Below are 20,194 nucleotides of genomic sequence, written 5' to 3'. Positions count from 1 at the left end.
CTACGCTCATGTGAGCACTGCAAACATACCGCACGGATCGAAGGAATCATGACGACCTCGCCGCTGTTCACGCCATTCGCGCCGGCCCATGGGCCCGCGCTCGCCAACCGGCTCGTCAAAGCGGCCATGGAGGAGAACATGGCCGGCTCCGGGCAGGTGCCCGACGAGCGGATCCGCCGCCTGTACCGCCGCTGGAGCGCAGGCGGGGCCGGGCTGCTCATCACCGGGAACGTGATGGTGCACGCCGAAGCGATGACCGGGCCGGCGGGCATCGTCCTGGACGAGCGGTCGCCGCTGGAGCCGTTCCGCGCGTGGGCGGACGCGGCCAAGAGCGGCGGCTCGCGGGTGTGGATGCAGATCAACCACCCCGGACGCCAGGTGATGGCGAACCTGCCCGGGGTCGCGTGGGGTCCGTCGGCTATCAAGGTCGACGTGGGCAAGCAGAGCAAGCGGCTCGCGCAGCCGGCTGAGATGACCGCGGACCACATCGGACAGACGGTGGCGCGGTTCGCCGAAACCGCGCGTCGTGCCGAGGAGGCCGGGTTCGACGGGGTCGAGATCCATGCCGCGCACGGGTATCTGCTGTCGCAGTTCCTGTCGCCGCTGGCCAACCGGCGGGCCGACGAGTGGGGCGGCAGCCTGGAGAACCGGGCGCGGCTGCTGCTCGACATCGTGCGAGCCGTGCGCGACGCGGTGTCGCCGGCATTTACCGTCGCGGTGAAGGTGAACTCGGCCGATTTTCAGCGAGGCGGGTTCGACGCCGCGGACGCCGCCCGGGTGATCGAGATGCTGGCTCCGCTCGGTGTCGACGTGGTCGAACTGTCCGGCGGCAGCTACGAGAGCCCGGCGATGTCGGGCCGTTCCGCCGACGAGCGCACGGTGGCACGAGAGGCGTATTTCCTGACCCTGGCCGAAGAACTCGCCCGGACGAGCCCGCTGCCGTTGATGCTGACCGGCGGCATCGTCCGGCGGCCGGTCGCCGAGCAGGTCCTGGCCGGGGGCATCGAGCTGGCCGGAATGGGGACGGCTCTGGCGATGGATCCCGATCTGCCGAAGAAGTGGCTCCGCGGCGAGGACGCCGCGGTGGAGCTCGCGCCGGTGGCGATCAAGGACAAGACGCTGGCTTCGGCAGCGGGGATGGCGCGGGTGCGCCGCCAGTTGCGACGGGTGGGCGCGGGCCGTTCGCCGCGGTTGCGGACGAACCCCAAGCTGGCGCTGGCGAAAGAGACGGTGCTGCAGCAACGCGCGTTGCGTCGCTACCGCAGCTGGCTCGACCGCCGGGGCATCAGCAGGACGTCCTCGGCGTCGCACTCGTGACCGCTTTGTTCCAGACTGTCGCGGTGGACCCGTCGGCCCTGATCTCCACGATCGGGAACGGCTTTTCCACCGGGTTGCCGTACTGCGCCTGATCGGGGCTGAACTGGATGGTCCCGCTCGCGCCCTGGACGGCGTTCTGGCACCGCATCTCCTCGATGAGGCCGATTTGCGACAGGGGCGTGCGGACCACCGGGTCGGCGTTGCCGTTCGCGGCCCGGCGGGCGGCCATGACGGCGACCATCATGGCGTCGTGGGCGAGGATGCCTTCGCCGCTGCTCAGGTCTGCGACGGGGAACGTCAGCGAGGCTGCGCCGTCGTCCGCGCGGACGGACTGGCCGTTGCACACGCCGGGTCTGCCGGTGAAGACCGCCTGGAACGTGTTGTAGGCGGCCTGTTCGGCGGTGCCGTTGCACGGGCCCCATTCGTCGGGGCTGGCCAGCGAGGTGAACAGCACCCGGACGTGGCCGCCGCGGACGGCGTCGCGGAGGCTGGCCTCGTTGATCGCGGAGCCTCCGTCGTCGCCGGTGACGACGGTCAGTTTTCCGTTGGCGCACGGCGTGTTCCCCTGCGTCCACGATTGCACGAACGGCCCGAGGTCGGTGCCGCGGCCGGTGAAGTAGACGACCGTCGGCGCGACCGAGCACAGATTCTGGTTCAGGTAGGCGAACTGGGTGAGCAGCGGGTCCGTGCGGGAGACGTCGCGCGGCAGCGCGCCCGGCGAGGTGAACGGGAACCGGTGCGCCGCCGGCATTTCCTTCACCGCCCGCGAGCCGAGGGTCTGCGTGTAGTCGTCGCCGGGAATGTTGTCCTGCACGATCGCGACCCGCGACGGGTCCGGCTCGATGCCCGCGATGTACCGGGCGGCGGCCGCCACGGAATGGGTGTTGGTGGGCGAGGTGCGGAAGAAACCGGTGTTGAGCTTGCCCTCCGGGGTGAGGTTCATGGTGTCCCCGGTGACCGTCGCGCCGATCACCGGAAGATGCGCCTGGGCGGTCAGTTTCGCGGCCGCCGCGCGGGTGTTGTCCATGCTCTGGCCCAGCCCGATAACCGAGACCACGTGGTTGCCCGCCGCGTGCTCGGAGATCTCGTCGACGGCCTCGGACCAACTCGCGTACTGGCTGCCCATGTTCGCCAGGAACAGCTTGACCTTCGGGACGCTGCCCTGGAACGCGGCGGTGTGGTTGGCCCGCCACACCCCGGCGATCGCGCCCTCGATGTCCGGGTACAGATCGGGGTAGAGGCGGGTGTCGACGCCTTCGTTCGGCGTCATGTCCTGGAACATCACCACGGACACGTAGTTGTCGCCGACCGCAGCGTTGTTGGCCCGGACCGTCGCTTCCAGCTCCCGCATGTGCTCCGGTTCGTTCTGCCGGAACTGCGAGCTGTCCAGGTCGATGCCGACGCACGCGTCGTTCGCGTCCGGGGCCATGCCGTCCCCGCACCGGGCGAGCAACGGGGGTACGAGGAGGGCCGCGGCGACGAGGACGACCACCGTCAGCGTGGCGAAGCCGGTCGCCAGCACCGGACGCCGCAGCACCCAGTTGGCCAGCCGCGGGAATCGGTGGGTGAACCAGCGCAGCAGCTTGCGAATGCGGTCCATCACGCTCCTGTCGGGAGAAGAGGCGGGTTCACCGGCCGCCGAATTGCGCGGCGGCGTCGGTCAGCGCGTCGGTGTCGTCGCCGGCCGCGTAATTGCCGGCCAGCCTCGTGAAGTTCTTGGAGATCCGCTGGTCGTGCGCCGGGCTGGGAACGGTGTGCGGATCGTGGTAGAGCCACAGCCGCGCGACGATGCTGGTGATCGCGGCCTCGGCGGACTCCCGCCCCGGCTGCCCGTCCGGCACGAGCTCCGCGACGCTGTGGTCGGTCGGCTCGACCGCGGGCCGGCGGCACGGCGCCCGGGTGATCTGGTCGACCAGCCGGACCCAGCGGGGATGCCCGGTCTTGGCGAACTCGGTGACCAATTCGTCGACCACGTGCGTGAAGTTGTCGCAGGCGAGGGCGTAGTACAGCCGCCGGGCCTTGTCCTCGGTTTCGCCGGTGGGCTCGGCGCAGGTGTTCGCCATCCGCCTGAACACTTCCGCCCACGTCATGCCGACGGGATGGCGGTCCGCGGCGCTTTGCGCGTGCAGTCCGGCCAGCAGGCAGGCGAGCAGCCACGGATGCAGCGCCGCGGGATGTTCCCGCTCGGGGGCGGCGACCGGCCACAGGCGCGAAGGCCGGGCGGCGAAAGTGCTGACCCACAGGTTCTCCCGCAGTGCGCGCAGGATGTCGTTCGCGTCGGGGAAAACGGCCGGATCCAGCCCGGGCGACTGCCCCGGCTGGCCGAGCCGCACCCCGACCGCGACCGCCTGCGGGACGACGATCGGCAGCGGGTCGGCCAGCAACGGCCGCGGCAAGAACGAGGTCAGCGCGCGTTCCCAGAGCGTGATTCCGTTGTGCGGCTGGAAAAGCAGCGACCGGGCGAGCGGTTTGGCGTCGACCGGCGGTTCGCCTGCCCGGCGGCCGATCTCCTGCGCGGCCGCGGGCAGGCCGCCGGAGAGCCGCCGGACGAACTCGTCGAAGACGGCCGGTTCCCAGCCGTCCGGCGGGGTCGGGGCGAGGTTGTGCAGCACTTCGGGGCCGGGCGGGTCCAGCCACACCGGATACCAGGCGCGGGTCGGCGAGCCGCCCCTGTCGGCGGTGGCGGCCAGATGGTGGGTCCACTGCTTGAAATCCGCCTGGGACAGCAGGGGGATCGGCCGCTTGCCCGGGCAGTCCGCCTTCGTCCGCCACGGTTCCCGCCACCAGTGGCCCCAAGCGGACGACCACCGGTCCATCGCCGCCACGATCAGCAGCGGATCGCGCTCGGGCAACCGATTCTGCCGTGCGCGCACGAACGCGGAGAGGAATTCGCGGCCGGCGGGGGTCGCGTCGACGTTGTCGACCAGCAGCGCCCAGGCGTGCTCGTGCGGGACGTCCTGTCCGTGCGGGGCCAGGCAATCGCACCGGCGCACCGGCGTCGTCCATTGATCGGCGCTGCGCGACAGATCGGTCAGGAACGCGTTCAGCACGTGCGGGACCGGATCGGAATTGCGCTGGCTCAGCTCGATCAGCGAGTCGATCGTGCCGGCTCCCTCCAGCAGGCCGCTGAACCATTTCAACGCCTGCCGCACACTTCGCCGCCGCCGGTTCGTCAGCCGCAGCAGCGCGCTGATTCCGCTGCTGAGCACTTGCTGGACAGCGGGTCCCGGCACCTGTGCGCCGATCCCGGACAGCGACAGCGCGAACTTGACCGCCTCGCCCGCCATGTCCGCGACGGCGTGGTCGTCGTCCTGGTGCAGGTAGCTTCCGACGAGCTGGAGGACGTGCGCCCGGGCCGCGTCCCGGTCCTGCGGCAGGGTTTCGTTCAGTGCCAGCAGGGAAAGCCCGACGCGGTGGAAGGCCGGGTCGCGCGGCAGATTGTCCCAGTGCCGCGCCAGCAGGAAGGACACGTACGCGACGGCGGAGATCGGATCGGCGACCTGGGCGTCCTGGAAATCGAGCCGGGCGTGGACGAGCGTGCCCCCGCACGCGGCGGAGATCGTTTTCAGCGCGGCGCTCTTGCCCGAGCCCTTCGGCCCGAGCAGCGCGACGACCGGCTCCGGCACGGCCGTCCCCTCCGCTGGACGCCGGAAGGCTTGCCGGACAAAGAGTTCTGCGGCGGTCAGCACGTGCGGTTCCCCCAGGTCCTGCCGTTCGGCTCGCGGTGCGGTCAGAGGCACGGCAGAAGGTGTATCGGTTCAGATGTGGGCCGTGTCACAGGTATCGCGGCGGTTCACTCAAAAGTGTGGCCCTCGCGGTCGCTCGCGCAAGCGGCTGTCCGGGGGTGTTCCGCTCAGGGAAAGCCAGCGTGCGCCACGATCGGGCGAAGGCTCCCATTCCGCGCGTTCGCGGGCCCTTTCTTGTCGGGGCGGCTGCTTAAAGTGCGGTCATGGCAGTGGACGAGCGCGAACGGGCGCAACGGGTGCTGAGCTTCGCTCTCGACGTGGCGATGCAGATGTTCCGGCAGGGCATCGAAACCGCCGTCATCGTGCGCACGGTCCGCGGGCTGGCGTCGGCCGGCGGCGTCGCGGATCTGCGGATTTCGGTGGGAGTGCGGGCAATTCACCTCCAGTACTGCGGCGGCGCAGGAGAACCGCTGGTGCTGTTCGGGAGCGTGCAGGCGAACGACGCTCGCGACATCGGCCGGATGGGAGACTGGGAAGCGCTCGCGGTGCGCGCCGCCGCCGGTACGATTTCGCCTGCCGAAGCCGAGCGCGACGCCGGAATCCTTGCTCAAGCGGGCCCGACCTGGCCGTGGTACGTAAGTTTGCTCGGCGGATGCCTGCTCGCGGCGATGATTTGCCTCCAGGCGAACGGGACCGTGCTCGCCGCGGCGGTGTCCGCCGGGTTGTTCGTTTTCGCCAACCGCGTCGGCTGGGCGTTGAGCACAGTCGGCATGGCGGAGTTCTTCCAAGTCGCGGCGAAGGCGAGCACCGTGCTGGCGGTCGCGATCTCGTTGCTGTCGCTGGGAGTGCTCACCGGGCACGAGGCGGCGAGCCTTTCGGCGGCGAATCTCGTGCTGCTGCTGCCGATTCTGTCGCTGGTCTCGCTGGTCGAGGACGCGGTCGGCGATTTCCACCTCATGGCGGCCGCCCGGATCGTGACAGTCCTGCTGCTCACCGGCGCGATCGCGACCGGCGTGATGGTCGTCGTGTCGGTGGCGAACGACCTCGACATCCTCGGCGAGGCCAGCCGGGTGCAACTCGCCGCGCTGCCGCTGGCCCTGGTGCCGGTGACGGCCCTGGTCGGCGCACTGGGCAACGCGATCCTGATGGGCACGCCCGCGCGCTGGTGGCTGCTCGCCTGCGCGGCCGGGATCGTGACGTCCCTGGCGAACTGGACGGGTCGATCGGTGCTCAGCCTGTCGGCTCCGGTCTCGATCTTCCTCGCCACGACGGTGCTGGGGGTGCTCGCCGCGGTGGTGTCGCGGACGCTGAAGGCACCGACCGCCGTGGTCACGATCCCCGGTTTGACCGGTGCTGTGTTGCCGGGGCCCGCGCTGTACTTGAGCCTGTCGCAGGTGTTCGCGCGGGTTCCCGGCGCCTGGGACGCGGTGGCGGAGGCGATTCTCGCTACGGCGGCGATCGGAGTCGGGGTCGTGCTCGGGTTGCAGCTCGCGGCGTTGCGCCGGCCGGATACTGCGATGTCGGGAGCTCCTCTTGGCTAGCCGGGGTCGAAGACCGGGAAGCCGTCTCTCGCGACTTCTGGAACGAACTCGCCGCGCTCCTCTGCCACCCAGGTTTCGGGTTTTCAGCGCTGCCGCTGCGGAAGCGCTCGTGTCGAGCGCCGATGGCGGCGCCGTGCTCGCGGTGTTCCGCGGGCTGGCAGCCGGACGCCACCTATCCTGCCGCTTCCCGGCACGCCGGCCTCGCCGTGCTCGCGGGCTCCCGCTTTTTTCCGTCACCGCAGCGGAAACGGCGCTTCCGTCCCTGGTCAGCCGGGTGCGCGAGCGGTTCGCGGCGGCAGGGAAAGGCACCGCCCCAACCCCGGCATTCGACCGCTTACCGGACTTCCCCGGCGGTATTAGGGGGTGGCAGGGATCTTGCCGGTGCGTAACGTCGGCCGGGTCACGCCGCACTTCTAGCCCTGGGGGGCCGTTGAGCGAGTCCGAACGCAACCTGGTCGCCGCATTGCGTACGTCGCTGAAGGAGAATCATCGGCTCAAAGACGAAAACCGGCGGCTGCTCGGCGCCGCCGCGGGCGGGGAACCGGTCGCGATCGTCGGCGCGGGATGCCGGCTGCCGGGCGGGATCGAGACGCCGGAGCAGCTGTGGCGGCTCCTCGCCGAGGGCGGCGACGCGATCGGCGGGTTCCCGGAAGACCGCGGCTGGGACGTCGAGCGGCTCTACGACCCCGAAGGCGTCCGGCCGGGCTCGTTTTCCGTGCGGGAAGGCGGGTTTCTGGCCGGGGCGGGGGAATTCGACGCCGGGCTGTTCGGGATCAGCCCGCGCGACGCGCTCCTGATGGACCCGCAGCTCCGCCTCCTGCTGGAAACCGGCTGGGAATCGCTGGAGCGCGCCGGGATCCCGCCGCGGTCGCTGGGCGGCAGCCGGACCGGCGTGTTCACCGGCGTGATGTACCACGATTATCCGGGCAGCTTCGCCGCGTCGGGAATGGTGTCCGGCCGGGTGGCCTACACCTTCGGATTGCAGGGGCCGGCGATCACTGTGGACACCGCGTGCTCGTCGTCGCTGGTCACGGTGCATCTGGCAGCACAGGCGCTGCGCGCGGGGGAGTGCGAACTCGCGCTCGCGGGCGGAGCGACGGTGATGTCCACGCCGCGCACGTTCGTCGAGTTCAGCAAGGACGGCACGTTGTCCCGCGGCGCGCGGTGCCGGAGTTTCGCCGAATCCGCCGACGGAACGGCGTGGTCCGAGGGCTGCGTAACGCTGGTGCTGCAACGGCTTTCCGACGCGCGCCGGTCCGGCCGGCCGATCCTGGCGGTGCTGCGGGGCAGTGCGGTCAACTCCGACGGGGCGTCGAACGGCATCACCGCGCCGAACGGTCCGGCGCAGCGTCGCGTGATCCGGCAGGCATTGGCGTCGGCCCGGTTGTCCGCGGCGCAGGTCGACGTCGTGGAGGCGCACGGGACGGCGACGCCGCTCGGCGATCCCATTGAGGCGCAAGCGATTCTGGCCACTTATGGCGCGGACCGCGGCGACGGGGAACCGTTGCGGCTCGGGTCGTTGAAGTCCAACCTCGGGCACACGCAGGCCGCGTCCGGCGTCGCTGGGCTGTTGAAGCTGGGGCTCGCGTTGCGGCACGAACTGCTGCCGAGGACTTTGCACGTCGACGCGCCCAGCAGCCGGATCGAGTGGTCGGCCGGCGAGGTCGAGCTGCTGACCGAGGCGACGCCGTGGCCGCGCGGGTCCCGCCCGCGGCGGGGTGCGGTCTCGAGTTTCGGGTTGAGCGGGACGAACGCGCACGTCGTCGTGGAGGAAGCCCCGCCTGCCGCGGAAAGTGCGGCGGACGATCGGGCAGCGGTGCCGGTGGTGCTCAGCGGGCACGATCCGGCGGCGTTGCGCGCGCAGGCGGAACGGCTGGCCGAGCGGCTGCGCGCGGAACCCGGCCTCCGGCTGGCCGATGTGGGCCGGACGCTCGCGACCGGGCGCACGCATCTGGAGCATCGCACGGTGGTCGTCGCGCGCGACCGGGACGAGCTGCTGACCGCGCTGGACGATCCGCCCGCGCGGATGGCGCGCGGCGAAGGGCCGTTGGCGTTCCTGTTCTCCGGCGGGGGTTCGCAGCGGACGGGCATGGGCGAGGAACTGGCCGCCGCGCACCCGGTGTTCGCGGCCGCGTATGCCGCTGCTTGCGCGGAACTCGACCGGCACCTCGACCGTCCGCTGCGGGAGGCGATCGGCGGTGCGCTCGAGGAGTTCCGGTACAGCCAGGCCGCGTTGTTCGCGATCGAGGTCGCGTTGTTCCGGCTGGCCGAATCGTGGCAGCTGCTGCCGGATGTCCTTTGCGGACACTCCGGGGGCGAGCTGGCCGTCGCGCATTGCGCGGGGGTGCTGTCCCTCGCGGACGCGGCGGAGCTGGTCGTCGCACGGGCCACCCTGATGCAGGCTCGGCCGCGCGGTGCGATGGCGGCGATCGAGGCGGATCCGGAGGAGTTCGCCGGGGAAGAGGTCGACGTCGCGGTGGTCAACGGGCCGCGCGCGGTCGTCGTCGCCGGGGAGGAAGCGGCGGTGCTGGCCGTCGTCGCCCGGTTCTCCGCCGAGGGGCGGCGCACGAAGCGGCTGGCGCTGTCGGTCGGTTCGCATTCGCGGCTGATGGACCCGGTGCTGGAGCCGTTCCGCGCGATCGCGGCGCGCGTCGCTTATGCCGAGCCCGCGGTGCCGATCGTCTCGACGGTGACCGGCGAGCCGGTCGAGTCCTTCGACGCCGACTACTGGGTGCGCAACATCCGCCGCACAGTCCGGTTCGGTGACGCGATCCGCACGTTGGAGAGCCAAGGCGTCACCCGGTTTTTCGAACTCGGCGCGGATCGGCCGTTGACCGCGCTGCTGCCGGACGCGCCGCTGGCCGTAGCCGCGCTGCGCCGAGACGTGCCCGAGGACGTCGCGATCGCCGAGGCGATCGGGGAATTGCACGCCGACGGGGTCGCCCTGGACTGGGCGGCGGTGTTCGCACCTCGCGCAGCGGAGCTGATCGACCTGCCGACCTACCCCTTCCAGCGGGAACGCTACTGGCTGTCGGCTTCGGACGAAGCGGGAGACCTGTCCGCGACCGGGCTCGAAGCCGCCGGGCATCCGTTGCTCGGCGCCGCGGTACCGCTCGCCGACGGCGACGGATTCCTGCTCCACGGCCGGATTTCGACTGCCGCGCAGCCGTGGCTCGCCGGACACGTCGTCGGCGGCTCGGTGGTGTTCCCCGGCACCGGGTTCCTGGAACTCGCTCTGCGCGCCGGTGAAGAGGCCGGTGGCGCCCGGGTGCGCGAGCTGACCGTGCACGCGCCGTTGGTGCTGGACGCCGACGGGGTGCGGGTTCAGGTTCGCGTCGGTAACGCTGACGAAGCCGGGGTGCGTCCGGTGAGCGTCCACGCGCAGAGCGGCGACGCGCCCTGGGTGCGCCACGCCGACGGTGCGCTGGCCCCGGCTGGCCCAGTACCGGACCCGGTGCTGACCTGGCCGCCGTCCGGGGCCGAGGAGATCGATCTCGACGGGATGTACGAGCTTCTCGCTGAGCGCGGCGTCGAGTACGGGCCGTTGTTCCAGGGCCTGAAGACCGCTTGGCGACGCGGGGACGAGGTGTTCGCCGAGGTCTCCCTGCCGGAGTCCGCGGTGCTGGACGCCGCGGCGTTCGGCCTGCATCCCGGGCTCGCGGATGCGGCGCTGCACGCGATCGGTCTCGGTCCGTCGACCGGGGCGGAGACGCTCCTGCCGTACTCGTGGTCCGAGGCGGATCTGTGGTCGGCCGGCAGCTCGGAGCTTCGGGTGCAGGTGAAACCGCTGGCCGAGAACACTGTCTCGCTGTCGTTGGCGGACTGCTCGGGCAATCCGGTGGCCGCGATCGGCGCGCTGGCGTTGCGCCCGGTCACCGGCATACGGCGTACTCCCCGTTCGGGGGCGTTGCTCCGTCCGGAGTGGACTGAGTGCGTGCTCCCGGACGGGGGAGCGGAGGACGCCCGCACCTTGGTCGTTTCGCCTGGTGCGGACGCTGCCGCGGCACAGCGTGAACTTCACCGGATTCTCTCCGAGCTGCGCGCGGCGCTCGCGGACGAGCGCCGGATCGTGGTCGTCACTCGCCACGCGGCCGGACTGCCTGGCGAACCGGTCGACCTGGCCGGTGCGGCAGTCGCCGGTCTGGTCCGTTCCGCGCAGACCGAACACCCGGGCCGGATCGTGCACCTGGACACGGACGAGCCGCCGTCCGACGACTTGATCGCTGCCGCGCGCGAGCCGGCCATGGTCGTTCGCGGCGGTCGAACGCTGGCACCGCGCCTGGTCGCCGTCGAAACCACCGACAGCGCGGAATGGGGACCGGGCCCGGTGCTGATCACCGGCGGGACCGGGCAACTCGGCCGATTGGCGGCCGAACACTTAGTCCGCCACCACGGCGTACGGGAGCTGGTGCTGGCGAGCCGGACCGGCCGGGGCGGGGACGACCTCACCGCCGGACTGGCCGCACTCGGCGCGCGCGCCGAGGTGGCGGTGTGCGATCTCTCCGACCGGTCCGCCGTCGCCGCGCTGCTGACCGCGCACCCGGTCACCGCGATCGTGCACGCAGCGGGCGTTTTGGCCGACGGGATGCTCACGTCGCTGACCTCAGACCAAGTCGACGCGGCGTTCGAGGCGAAGGCCACCGCCGCGTGGCACCTGCACGAGCTCGCCGGGGACGTGCACAAGTTCGTCCTGTTCTCGTCCGCCGCCGGGATCCTCGGCGCGCCGGGCCAGGCCAACTACGCGGCGGCGAACGCGTTCCTCGACGCGCTCGCCCGGCATCGCCACCGCCTTGGGCTGCCCGCACAGTCGCTGGCCTGGGGACTGTGGAACTCCGACGAACGCACTGGCGGCCTCACCGTCGAAGCAGGCTTGGCCCTGTTCGACGCCGCCATCGCCGACCCAGCCCCTGTATTGGCTCCGCTGCGGCTCGACACGTGGCGTGGCGACGACGTCCCGTCGCTGCTGCGCGGCCACGTGCGGACGCCCCGGCGCACAGCGGGTTCCGCCGCCGCTCGGCTACGCCGTACTCCACCAGCCGAGCGGCGGGAACGGTTGGCGGAACTGGTCGGCGCACAGGTAGCGGCAGTGCTTGGCCACGGCGAGACCGTCGAGCCCGGCCGCGCGCTGCCCGGCCTCGGGTTCGACTCGCTCACCGCGGTCCAGGTGCGCAACCGGCTCTCCGAGCTGACCGGCCTGACGCTCGGCGCGACGTTGGTGTTCGACCATCCCACCGTCGCGGACCTGGCCGGATTCCTGAACGAGTCCTTTTCGGACACTGCCGGGGAAACGCCGGCTCCGAAGCAGGCGGACCCGGTCGCCGGGCTCTTCGCCGAGGCAGTGGCGGCGGGCCGGGTACCGGAAGGCGTCGCCCTGCTCGGAGCTGCGGCGAACCTGCGTCCGTCCTTCCGGCATCCGGCCACCGGAGCCCGGCCGGTACGGCTGGCCGACGGACCGCGGCGTCCCGCGCTGCTGTGCGTGCCTTCACCGGCCGCGATGACCGGCGCTGTCCAATATGGACGGCTGGCCGCGCCGTTCCGCGGCGACCGGCGGTTCTCGGTGCTGTCCTTGCCCGGTTTCGCCGCGGACGAGCCGCTTCCGGCCGACTTGGCCACGCTCGTCGCAGCGCTCGCCGGCCAGGCCCGCGAGGCAGCGGACGGCGAACCGTTCGCGTTGCTCGGGTACTCGTCCGGCGGGCTGCTGGCCGAAGCCGTGGCAGCGGAACTCGCGCGGACCGGTCGTGCTCCGGAGGGGCTGTGCCTGCTGGACACGTACGAAATCGGCGGCCCGGCCGAGAACGCGGTCCACGCGATGGCCGGGGAAGTGCTGACCCGCCAGGACGATGGCGGGTTCGACCGCGCGCAGCTGACTGCCATGGGCCGCTACCTCGGCCTTCTCGCCGGCGCGGGGCCGCCGGACACCACCGTCCCGACTGTGCTGCTGCGCTCCGCCCGCAGCTTCGGGGACGTCGCCGGGACAGCGTGGCAGACGACGTGGTCGCGGGCCGACCGCGTGGAAACCGTGCCGGGGAACCATTTCAGCATCGTCGCCGAGGACGCGGAGAGCACCGCCTCGGCCGTCGGGGCGTGGCTGGGATCCGTGGCAGAACCGATCGGGGAAACCGTTGCCGGACTTGGGAGTTCGTCGTGACCAGTGAAGTGTGCCCGTACCCGTTCGAACCGTCGGCGCTGGCCGTCGACCCGCGGTACGCCGAGATGCGCGAGCAGCAGGGGATGAGCCGGGTGCGGCTGCCGTTCGGCGGCGAGGCGTGGCTGGCGACGCGGTACGAGGACGTGCGGGCCGTGCTGGTGGACCGGAGGCTGATGCGCAGCCTGACCGTCGGCAAGGACGCGCCGCGCGGGACCGAGGCGATCGAGAGCGAAAGCTCGATCATCACCATGGACCCGCCGATGCACTCCCGGCTGCGCAGGCTCGTCGCGGCCGCGTTCACGCCGAAGCGGGTGGAAACGCTGCGCCCGCGGATCCAGGAGATCGCCGACGGCCTGATCGACCGGATGATCGAGCAGGGCCCGCCCGCGGACCTGGTGTCGTCGTTCTCCATCCCGCTGCCGATCACCGCGCTGTGCGAGCTGCTCGGCGTCCCGCAGGAGGACCGCGACAAGGTCCACACGTGGACCGACACCATGCTGATGCTCAGCGGCGAAGGCTCGGACCACGCCGAGATCATGACCGCGCAGCGCGAACTGTGGGGCTACATCGCCGGGCTGGTCGCCGAACGCCGGGAAACCCCCACCGACGACCTGATCGGCGCGCTCGTGCGGGCCAGGGACGACGAGGGCAGGCTGACCGAGGGCGAGCTGATCGACCTGTCCGGCGGAATCCTGGCGGTCGGCCACGAGACGACCGCGAACCACATCTCCAACTTGCTCTACACCCTGCTGGCCAACCCGGACCAGCTGGCCCGCCTGCGTTCCGACCCCGGCCTGCTGCCGTCGGCGGTCGAGGAGTTGCTGCGGTTCGTCCCGCTGGGCGCGAGCGCGGGTTTCGCGCACATCGCCAGCGAGGACGTCGAGATCGGCGGCCAGCTGATCCGCGAGGGCGAGGCGGTGTTCGCCGACCTGGAAGGCGCGAACCGCGACGCGACGGTCTTCGACTGCCCGGAGGAGCTGAACCTGGCGCGGACGCGCAACCACCACGTCGGCTTCGGGCACGGACCGCATCACTGCCTGGGCGCGCAGATGGCGCGGCTGGAACTGCAGGTCGCGCTGGGGACGCTGCTGGCCCGGTTCCCGGACCTGGAGCTCGCGGCCGAGGTGCCGTGGCTGACCGCGCGACGGCAGCGGGGGCCGGAGCGGCTGGAGCTGGCCTGGAAAACGGCGTTGCCCGCGCGGTGACCGGGGGTTCGCCGGGAACTCTCCCGGCGAACCCGCTCGCGCCGGACGCGGCCGATCATGCGGCAGCGAGAGCTCCGGGCACCCGCGGACCGGCAAGCCAGCTGAGAAGTATCAAAGCCGCGGGGACGAGCACGAGCCACACCGTGAACCACGCGAGTGCGGTTCGCTCCGGAACCCAGCTGGAAAAGCAGGCGCTCAGCAGCCGGGTCTGTCGTGCGCGCACCAAGATCGCGGCGTCCCGAAAGCCGGCTCATGCCCGCAAAGCTATCCGGCAAAGAGAATTAATCGCAGCGGTCGGGAGACGGATGGTGCGCAGGCGTCACGCGTCACCACCCGCTGCGGTAGAAACTCCGCGACACGTAACTGCTGGCCTCCGCCGCCCGCACCGCGCACAGTTCCTCCTTCACCGTCCGCGCCTGCTTCACCAGCGGATCGTCCCCGGGTGCGAGCGCCAGCAAATCGATGACATGCAACGCCTCCTGCACCCGCCCGTCCGTGCGCAGCCGCTCGGCATGGTCGAGCACTGCCTGCTTGTCCGTGATCGCCTCCGCCCGGGCAGCGGCCGCGACGTCCGGGCGGGACGGGTGCAGGCTCGTCGGATTTCCGTCCCACCAGCCGGTTTCCGAGCGGACGATGTCGCGAACGATGTACTCGCGGTGCCCGTAGTGCTCGCGCATCCACGGCACGTCGAACAACTCGGCCGGGTACCGGAGATCGTGCACGATGTCGTCCACTCGCCGCCCCCGGTTGAGCTGGTCCACGACCGCGCCGCGCAGCCACCGGAGCGCGGCCGCGGTCATGGTGAGCTGGCGGACCGGGTCCTCGCGCACCATCGGCCCGAACTCCGGCACCAGGACGGCCGGGTTCAGCGCCGCGAGCCGGTCCAGGGTGTCGGCCCAGCGGACGGTGTCGCGCATGGTGCGCATGGGGGTACCGATGTTGGGGATGCCGTTGATCACCGCCGCGCTGCCGTACAGAACCCGCTGGGACGGCAGCCACACCGCGGTCACGTCGTCGGTTTCGGAGGGCGCCCAGAGGAGCCGGACGTCCGGGGCCAGCGTCATCGCTTCCCGGTAGGTCTGGTCGGGGAAGGTGATCGGCGGGGGAGCTGTCAGGTCGGCCATCGGACGGCGGAACTGCCGGGTGTTGATGTGGTTCTGCAACCCGGCCGTCTCGAGGTACCGCTGGTAGCGGCGGACGACGTTTTCGTGCGCCACGACGGTCGGGCGGCGTTCTCCGTGTGCGGCGGCGTGCTCGAAGAACCCGGGCACGCCGTAGTTGTAGCCGAGATGCCCGTGGCTGTAGACGATCCACCGCACCGGTTCGCCCAGTTGGTCCAGCACCGGCGCGACGAGGTCCGGCGAGGGGCCGGTGTCGACCACGACGAGCCCTGACGCGGTGTCCACCGCCAGGCTGTTGCCCTGCAGTCCGATCGAGCGGACGCCCGGTGCGACCTCGGTGATCTGTCCGCTGCCGTAGAGCGGGTTTTTGGTGTCCTGGAAAGGCATCAGCGGACCACCTCGGTGCGCAGCCCGAGCCGCCGCGCGGTGCGGTCGGGGTTGACGAAGAACACGGCGAGCAGCCCGCCGGCAATGGACAGCAGGCCGCTGATGGTGAAGGCGAGCGTGAAGCCGCTGGCCGGCGACGATGCGGCTTGGATCAGCCGTCCGGTCAGGTACGGAGCGAGCAGTCCGGCGGTGGTGACCAGGCCGACGGTGATCGACAGCACCGCCCCGCGCTGCCGGGTCGGGCTGATCTCGGCGTTCATCGTGACGCCGAGCGCGAACACAACCCCGCCCAGGCTGAACGCGACGGTCAGCAGCGCGATCTGGAACCAGCCCCCGGTGTGCGGGAACAGCAGCATCGCGAGACCCGAGATCAGCACCGCGATCCCTCCGAGCACGCCGCGGGCCACCCGGCTCGACACGCCGCGCCGCATCAGCCGGTCGCTCAGCGCGCCCTGGGCGAGGTTGAACACGACCGACGCGATCCACGGCAGCGCGACCAGCGTCCCGGTGGTCACCGTGCTGTAGTGCAAGGCCGTTTCGAGGTAATGCGGCACCCACGCGACCAGCACCGCCAGCGCCCAGTACGCGGCGAATCCGGCCAGGAACCCGCCGAGCCAGGTGCCGTTCAGCAGGATCTTCCGGTAGGGCACGCGCGGTTCGTCCGCCTCGGACTTGACCGCGGCCGCGTGCACCGAAGCGGTCCCGGCGACCTTGCCCTCCCGTCCGAAGACCGCCCACAGCAACGACCACACCAGGCCGACGACGAGCAGCGCGAAGAACGCCCAGCGCCAGCCGTAGCCGACGATCAGCGCGGTCAGCAGCGGCGACGCCAGCGCCACGCCGATGCCGGAACCGGCGTTGAGCAACGCGCTGGGCAGGCCGCGTTTCTCGTTGGGGAACCACTTGTACGCCGCGTGCATGGCCAGCGGGTTCGCCGGGCCCTCGGCCGCGCCGAGGACGATCCGGCTGACCAGCACCGCGCCGAACCCGACGGTGCCGAGCATCGGGGCCTGGGTCAGTGCCCAGACGACGCCCAGCACCAGCAGGATCCACTTCGCCGGCACGCGGTTCGACACGAAGCCGACCACGATCGCGGAGATGCTGAACAGGAAGTAGAACCCGCTGCTGATCAGGCCGTACGCCTCGGGCGACAGGCCGAGATCGTGCATCAGCGGTTTCGCGGCGAGGCCGAGCACGGCCTTGTCCGCGAAGTTGATCAGCATGAACACCAGCAGCAGCCCGGTGACGACCCAGCCGCGGGCGCTGGTGCCGCGGGTGCGCCCGGGGGAGGCCGTTTCGGCGGGGAGGGCGGGAGCGTTCATCGTGGGGTCCCCATTTCAACGTCGTGGTCGGACGGGGTGGCGGGTCAGAAGGCCCAGCGGGTGCGGCCCGCGGTGCGGGTGCGCAACTGCTCGGCGCGGTCGGTTCCGTCGAGCACGGCTTGGGATTCGGCGGCGGCCCAGGCGTAAACGCCCTTGGCCATCGTCGAGGTCGCGGCTTTTTCCAGTGCGGTGAACACTTCCGCGCGGGCGGTGTGCGCGATCTCGTCGTCCGGGGCCGCGTCCACGGCGAGTTGGGCGAAGTGCCCGGCGAGCCGGTGTTCGCCCGCGGCGAGCAGTTCCCGCGCCCGCGCGGCCAGCCGGTCGGAGCCGCCGGACAGGTCGGCCAGTTCGCGGGACAGTTCGGCGCGGCGCGCGGGTTTGAGGTTGGCCGGATTGCCGTCGTACCAGCCGCCGTAGAGCCGCCAGACGTTGCGGACGACGAATTCCGGCTCGTCGTAGGACGGCTTGAGATACGGCTTGGCCAGGAGTTCGGCGGGCGCGGTGACGCCGTGCACCACCTCGTCGAGCGTGGCTCCCGCGTTCATCGCGTCCACGGTCTGGTCGTGCAGGGTTTCGAGGAACTCGGCGGTGTCGGACAGCGCGGTCCGGATCCGGTCGGCTCCGGCGATCGGCACGCCGTGCCCGGGCAGCAGCAGTTCCGCGCCCAGCCCGGCCATCCAGCGCAGCGCCCGCGCCCACTCGGCGGCATACCGCTGGACCTTCTGCGGGTTGCCCGGGTTGGGGGAGGACCAGATGAAGAAGTCGCCGCAGCACAGGATCTTCCGGCCGGGCAGCCACGCGATCGTCGCGTCGTCCGTCTCGCCGCGAGCGTGCTTCAGCCGGACGTCGAGGTCGCCGATCCGCAGCGTCGTGGTGTCGCGATACGTGACGTCGGGGTGCCGGTACCGGTCGGGCCAGCGGAATCCGGGCGACTGGAACTGCCGCTGGTTGATCACCGTGTTGTAGCCGCGGGTGCGCTCGTACCGTTCGAAGCGCGGCGGCGTGTTTTCGTGCGCCAGCACGGACGGGCGACGCCAGCCGCGCTCCTCGGCTTCGAGATCGAACGGGCCGACGCCGAAGACGTGGTCGATGTGGCCGTGCGAGTAGACGGCGGTGTGCAGCGGAGCGTCGGTGCGGGCGCGGGTCGCGCCGAAAAGGTCTTTGGCGGTGCGGCGTTCGCCGGTGTCGAAGCAGAACAGGCCGTCGGCGGTGGGGAAAAGGAAGACGTTGCCGAACGCCGGCCACATCCAGACGCCCTCGGCCAGTTCGTGCAGACCGTCCTCGCGCAGCGTGCCGGTGTGGTAGACGCGGGTGTCGGCCTCGCCTCGCCAGACCTTGTCGGCGTAGTCGAGCAGGTCAGTCACGGGATGCCTCCTGAACGTTTTCGGTGAACAGCGCGTCGACAGCGACCAGGTCCTCGCCGGTGACGCAGAGCGGGTTGAGGTCGGCTTCGGCGAATTCCGGATGGTCGCCGAGGATGCGGACGAGCCCGTCGATCGCGGCGGCGACGGCGGGGACTGGAGCGGCGAGGACGTCGCCGGCCCAGGCGGCCAGTTCGGCTCGCTGCTCCGGGGTCGCCGGGAGCAGCAGCGCGCGGCGGGGTGCGGCGGGGTCCTCGGCACGGTCGCCGCCCGCGCCGAGGACGATCGCGGTGCCGTACAACGGATCCCGCGTCGCGCCGAGGGCGAGTTCGGCGGTGTGCGGCAGCAGCGGTTGCACGACGAGGGTCCGGTCCGGGTCGGCGGAGACCTCGTCGAGCCGCGCTTGGAGCGTGTCCAGCACCGCGGGCAGTTCCGCCGCCGTGACGCCGACGCGGACGAGCCCGGCCCGGGCCCGGTGCGGCACGTCGGCGGCGTCGCCCTTGACCACATACGGCTCTGGCCAGCCGTTGTGCGCGACGGCGGCGGCGAGATCGATTCCGGCGACGGTGTCCACGTGCGGGATGCCGGCGTCTTCCAGCAGCGGAACGGCCCGCAGTTCAGTCCACACTGGACGGTCAGCCGCCGTGGCGTGGTTCGCGGGCTCGGGGACCCGGTCCGGGACCAGTACCCGAAGCCGTCGCACGAGAGCACCGATGCTGGGCAGCACGGTGTCCGGGCGACCGGCGTTCGCCAGCTCGCCGGGCGGCGCGCAGGCCCAGATGAACCACGTCGGCGTCCGCGTCGCGGCGGCAGCGGCGGCGAGCCGGTGGTAAGCCTCGCGGAACCGGTCGCCGAACGTCAGATAGAGCACGACGCCGTCCAGTTCCGGGTCTTCGTCGAGCGCGCCGAGCAGATCGCCTACCCGGTCGAGCCAGCGGTCGATGTTGCCGCCGAGGTCGACGGGGTTCTCGTCGGCCGCCTCGACCCCGCCGGCCTCCGCGAGTTTCGCGCGCGTCGCGCCGGACAGCGGCGGAATACGCACACCGAGCGCGGTCAAGTTGTCGGCGAGGATGCCGCCCGCGCCGCCGGACATCGTGAGGACGGCGAGCCGCGGTGCGGGAGGAAGCGTCGTGCCTTTGCGGGCGCAGAGCACCGCGTCCACCAGTTGATCGTCGTCGGTGACCAGGCGGATGCCTTCCTGACGGCACAGCGAGGCCAGCAGGAAATGATCGCCGGCGACGGCCGCGGTGTGCGACAGCGCGGCCTGCCGGCCGGCGGCACTGCTGCCCACCGCGAGCGCGACCACGGTCTTGCCCGCAGCCCGCGCCTGCCGGCCGAGCGCGCGGAGACCGTCAGCGTCGCGCACGCCTTCGAGGTAGAGCACGAGCACCTCGACGTCGGGCTGATCGAGCAGGTCGCTGCCGATCTCGTGGCCGGACAGGCAGGCTTCGTTCCCGACGCTCGCGTAGTAGGAGTAGCCGATCCCGGCCTGTTCGAGCAGGTCAGCGAGCACGAAGCCGATCGCGCCGCTCTGCGTGACGATCGCGATCGGACCCGGCGGCACGCGCTCGCGGTCGAGGAAAACGGTCGTCGACAGCTGCACGCCGGCCGGATGGCTCACCACGCCCAGGCAGTTCGGGCCGAGCACCGGCAGGTCTCCGGCGGCCTCGCGCAGTTCGTCCTCCAGCGCGGTGTTGCCGCCCTCGGCGAAGCCCGACGCGAAGACGACGACCGCTCCGGAACCGAGTTCGCGCGCCTCCCTGACCAGCGCGGGGACCGTTTCCGCCGGGGTCGCGAGGACGACGAGGTCGGGGCCGTAGCCGATCTCGGCGAGCGACCCGACCGTGCGGACGCCGGCCAGGTCGAGCGGGCCGCGGGAGACCGCGAAGACCTGGCCGCCGAAGCCGCCGCGCAGCAGCCGGTCCAGCGCGATCCGTCCCCAGGACAGCGCGGTGGTCGCGGAAACGCCGACCACGGCGACCGATTTCGGGCGGAACAGCGGCTCGCAGCGCATCGGTGCGGGACCTCCTGTGATCGCGGTCATGGACACAACCCCAACTGTCGCCGCTGGCCTGCCCAGCTGGTAGCGCACATTGCCCAGGTTTT

Annotated in this window: 10 protein-coding genes; 4 read left to right on the top strand and 6 right to left on the bottom strand. The window is 71.5% G+C overall.

What is annotated here, in order from left to right:
- Nucleotides 1-48 precede the first annotated feature (48 nt).
- Nucleotides 49-1,317 (top strand): NADH:flavin oxidoreductase/NADH oxidase family protein, encoded by a 1,269-nt coding sequence (locus tag L3Q65_RS15555; RefSeq protein ID WP_237600077.1) that lies wholly within the window; start codon nucleotides 49-51, stop codon nucleotides 1,315-1,317.
- On the opposite strand, the gene L3Q65_RS15550 is transcribed toward L3Q65_RS15555, so the two are convergent.
- Nucleotides 1,286-2,917: an ABC transporter substrate-binding protein gene (locus tag L3Q65_RS15550; RefSeq protein WP_182888948.1), complete on the bottom strand. Its 1,632-nt coding sequence runs from the start codon at nucleotides 2,915-2,917 to the stop codon at nucleotides 1,286-1,288. The genes L3Q65_RS15555 and L3Q65_RS15550 overlap by 32 nt on opposite strands.
- A gap of 28 nt (nucleotides 2,918-2,945) precedes the next feature.
- Nucleotides 2,946-5,057 (bottom strand): hypothetical protein, encoded by a 2,112-nt coding sequence (locus L3Q65_RS15545; protein WP_237600076.1) that lies wholly within the window; start codon nucleotides 5,055-5,057, stop codon nucleotides 2,946-2,948.
- Nucleotides 5,058-5,266: 209 nt separating this feature from the next.
- Between L3Q65_RS15545 and L3Q65_RS15540 the strand changes: the two genes are divergently transcribed.
- The 3 genes from L3Q65_RS15540 (at nucleotide 5,267) to L3Q65_RS15530 (ending at nucleotide 13,897) form a co-directional block, all read left to right on the top strand.
- Nucleotides 5,267-6,544, top strand: a complete 1,278-nt coding sequence (locus tag L3Q65_RS15540; protein WP_237600075.1) for a threonine/serine exporter family protein — start codon at nucleotides 5,267-5,269, stop codon at nucleotides 6,542-6,544.
- A gap of 430 nt (nucleotides 6,545-6,974) precedes the next feature.
- Complete coding sequence (locus tag L3Q65_RS15535; protein ID WP_237600074.1) at nucleotides 6,975-12,692, top strand: type I polyketide synthase; 5,718 nt, start codon at nucleotides 6,975-6,977, stop codon at nucleotides 12,690-12,692.
- On the top strand, nucleotides 12,689-13,897 hold the full coding sequence (locus L3Q65_RS15530) for a cytochrome P450 (RefSeq protein WP_182888952.1): 1,209 nt from the start codon (nucleotides 12,689-12,691) through the stop codon (nucleotides 13,895-13,897). Before L3Q65_RS15535 ends, L3Q65_RS15530 begins: the two co-directional genes overlap by 4 nt.
- A gap of 326 nt (nucleotides 13,898-14,223) precedes the next feature.
- Here L3Q65_RS15530 and L3Q65_RS15525 read toward each other — a convergent pair whose 3' ends face one another.
- The 4 genes from L3Q65_RS15525 to L3Q65_RS15510 are packed head-to-tail and all read right to left on the bottom strand — an operon-like array spanning nucleotide 14,224 to nucleotide 20,132.
- A complete protein-coding gene (locus L3Q65_RS15525; RefSeq protein WP_237600073.1) occupies nucleotides 14,224-15,405 on the bottom strand; it encodes an alkyl sulfatase dimerization domain-containing protein in 1,182 nt (393 codons plus the stop codon).
- Nucleotides 15,405-16,727 (bottom strand): MFS transporter, encoded by a 1,323-nt coding sequence (locus tag L3Q65_RS15520; protein WP_237600072.1) that lies wholly within the window; start codon nucleotides 16,725-16,727, stop codon nucleotides 15,405-15,407. Before L3Q65_RS15520 ends, L3Q65_RS15525 begins: the two co-directional genes overlap by 1 nt.
- Nucleotides 16,728-16,771: 44 nt before the next feature.
- Nucleotides 16,772-18,091 carry an alkyl sulfatase dimerization domain-containing protein gene (locus L3Q65_RS15515; protein WP_237600071.1) on the bottom strand — a complete coding sequence of 440 codons (1,320 nt, stop codon included), beginning with the start codon at nucleotides 18,089-18,091 and terminating at the stop codon, nucleotides 16,772-16,774.
- Nucleotides 18,084-20,132 (bottom strand): acetate--CoA ligase family protein, encoded by a 2,049-nt coding sequence (locus tag L3Q65_RS15510; RefSeq protein WP_237600070.1) that lies wholly within the window; start codon nucleotides 20,130-20,132, stop codon nucleotides 18,084-18,086. The genes L3Q65_RS15515 and L3Q65_RS15510 overlap by 8 nt, the downstream gene beginning before the upstream one ends.
- Nucleotides 20,133-20,194: the final 62 nt, after the last annotated feature.

The organism is Amycolatopsis sp. FU40 (assembly GCF_021903635.1).
Taxonomy (GTDB): domain Bacteria; phylum Actinomycetota; class Actinomycetes; order Mycobacteriales; family Pseudonocardiaceae; genus Amycolatopsis; species Amycolatopsis dendrobii.
This window is presented reverse-complemented; position numbering and strand designations above follow the sequence as displayed.

Excerpts from the sequence above, each read along its gene's own strand:
- L3Q65_RS15555 (WP_237600077.1), top strand. The coding sequence starts at position 49 with ATGACGACCTCGCCGCTGTTCACGCCATTCGCGCCGGCCCATGGGCCC.
- L3Q65_RS15550 (WP_182888948.1), bottom strand. The coding sequence starts at position 2,917 with ATGGACCGCATTCGCAAGCTGCTGCGCTGGTTCACCCACCGATTCCCG.
- L3Q65_RS15540 (WP_237600075.1), top strand. The coding sequence starts at position 5,267 with ATGGCAGTGGACGAGCGCGAACGGGCGCAACGGGTGCTGAGCTTCGCT.
- L3Q65_RS15525 (WP_237600073.1), bottom strand. The coding sequence starts at position 15,405 with ATGCCTTTCCAGGACACCAAAAACCCGCTCTACGGCAGCGGACAGATC.
- L3Q65_RS15520 (WP_237600072.1), bottom strand. The coding sequence starts at position 16,727 with ATGAACGCTCCCGCCCTCCCCGCCGAAACGGCCTCCCCCGGGCGCACC.
- L3Q65_RS15510 (WP_237600070.1), bottom strand. The coding sequence starts at position 20,132 with ATGACCGCGATCACAGGAGGTCCCGCACCGATGCGCTGCGAGCCGCTG.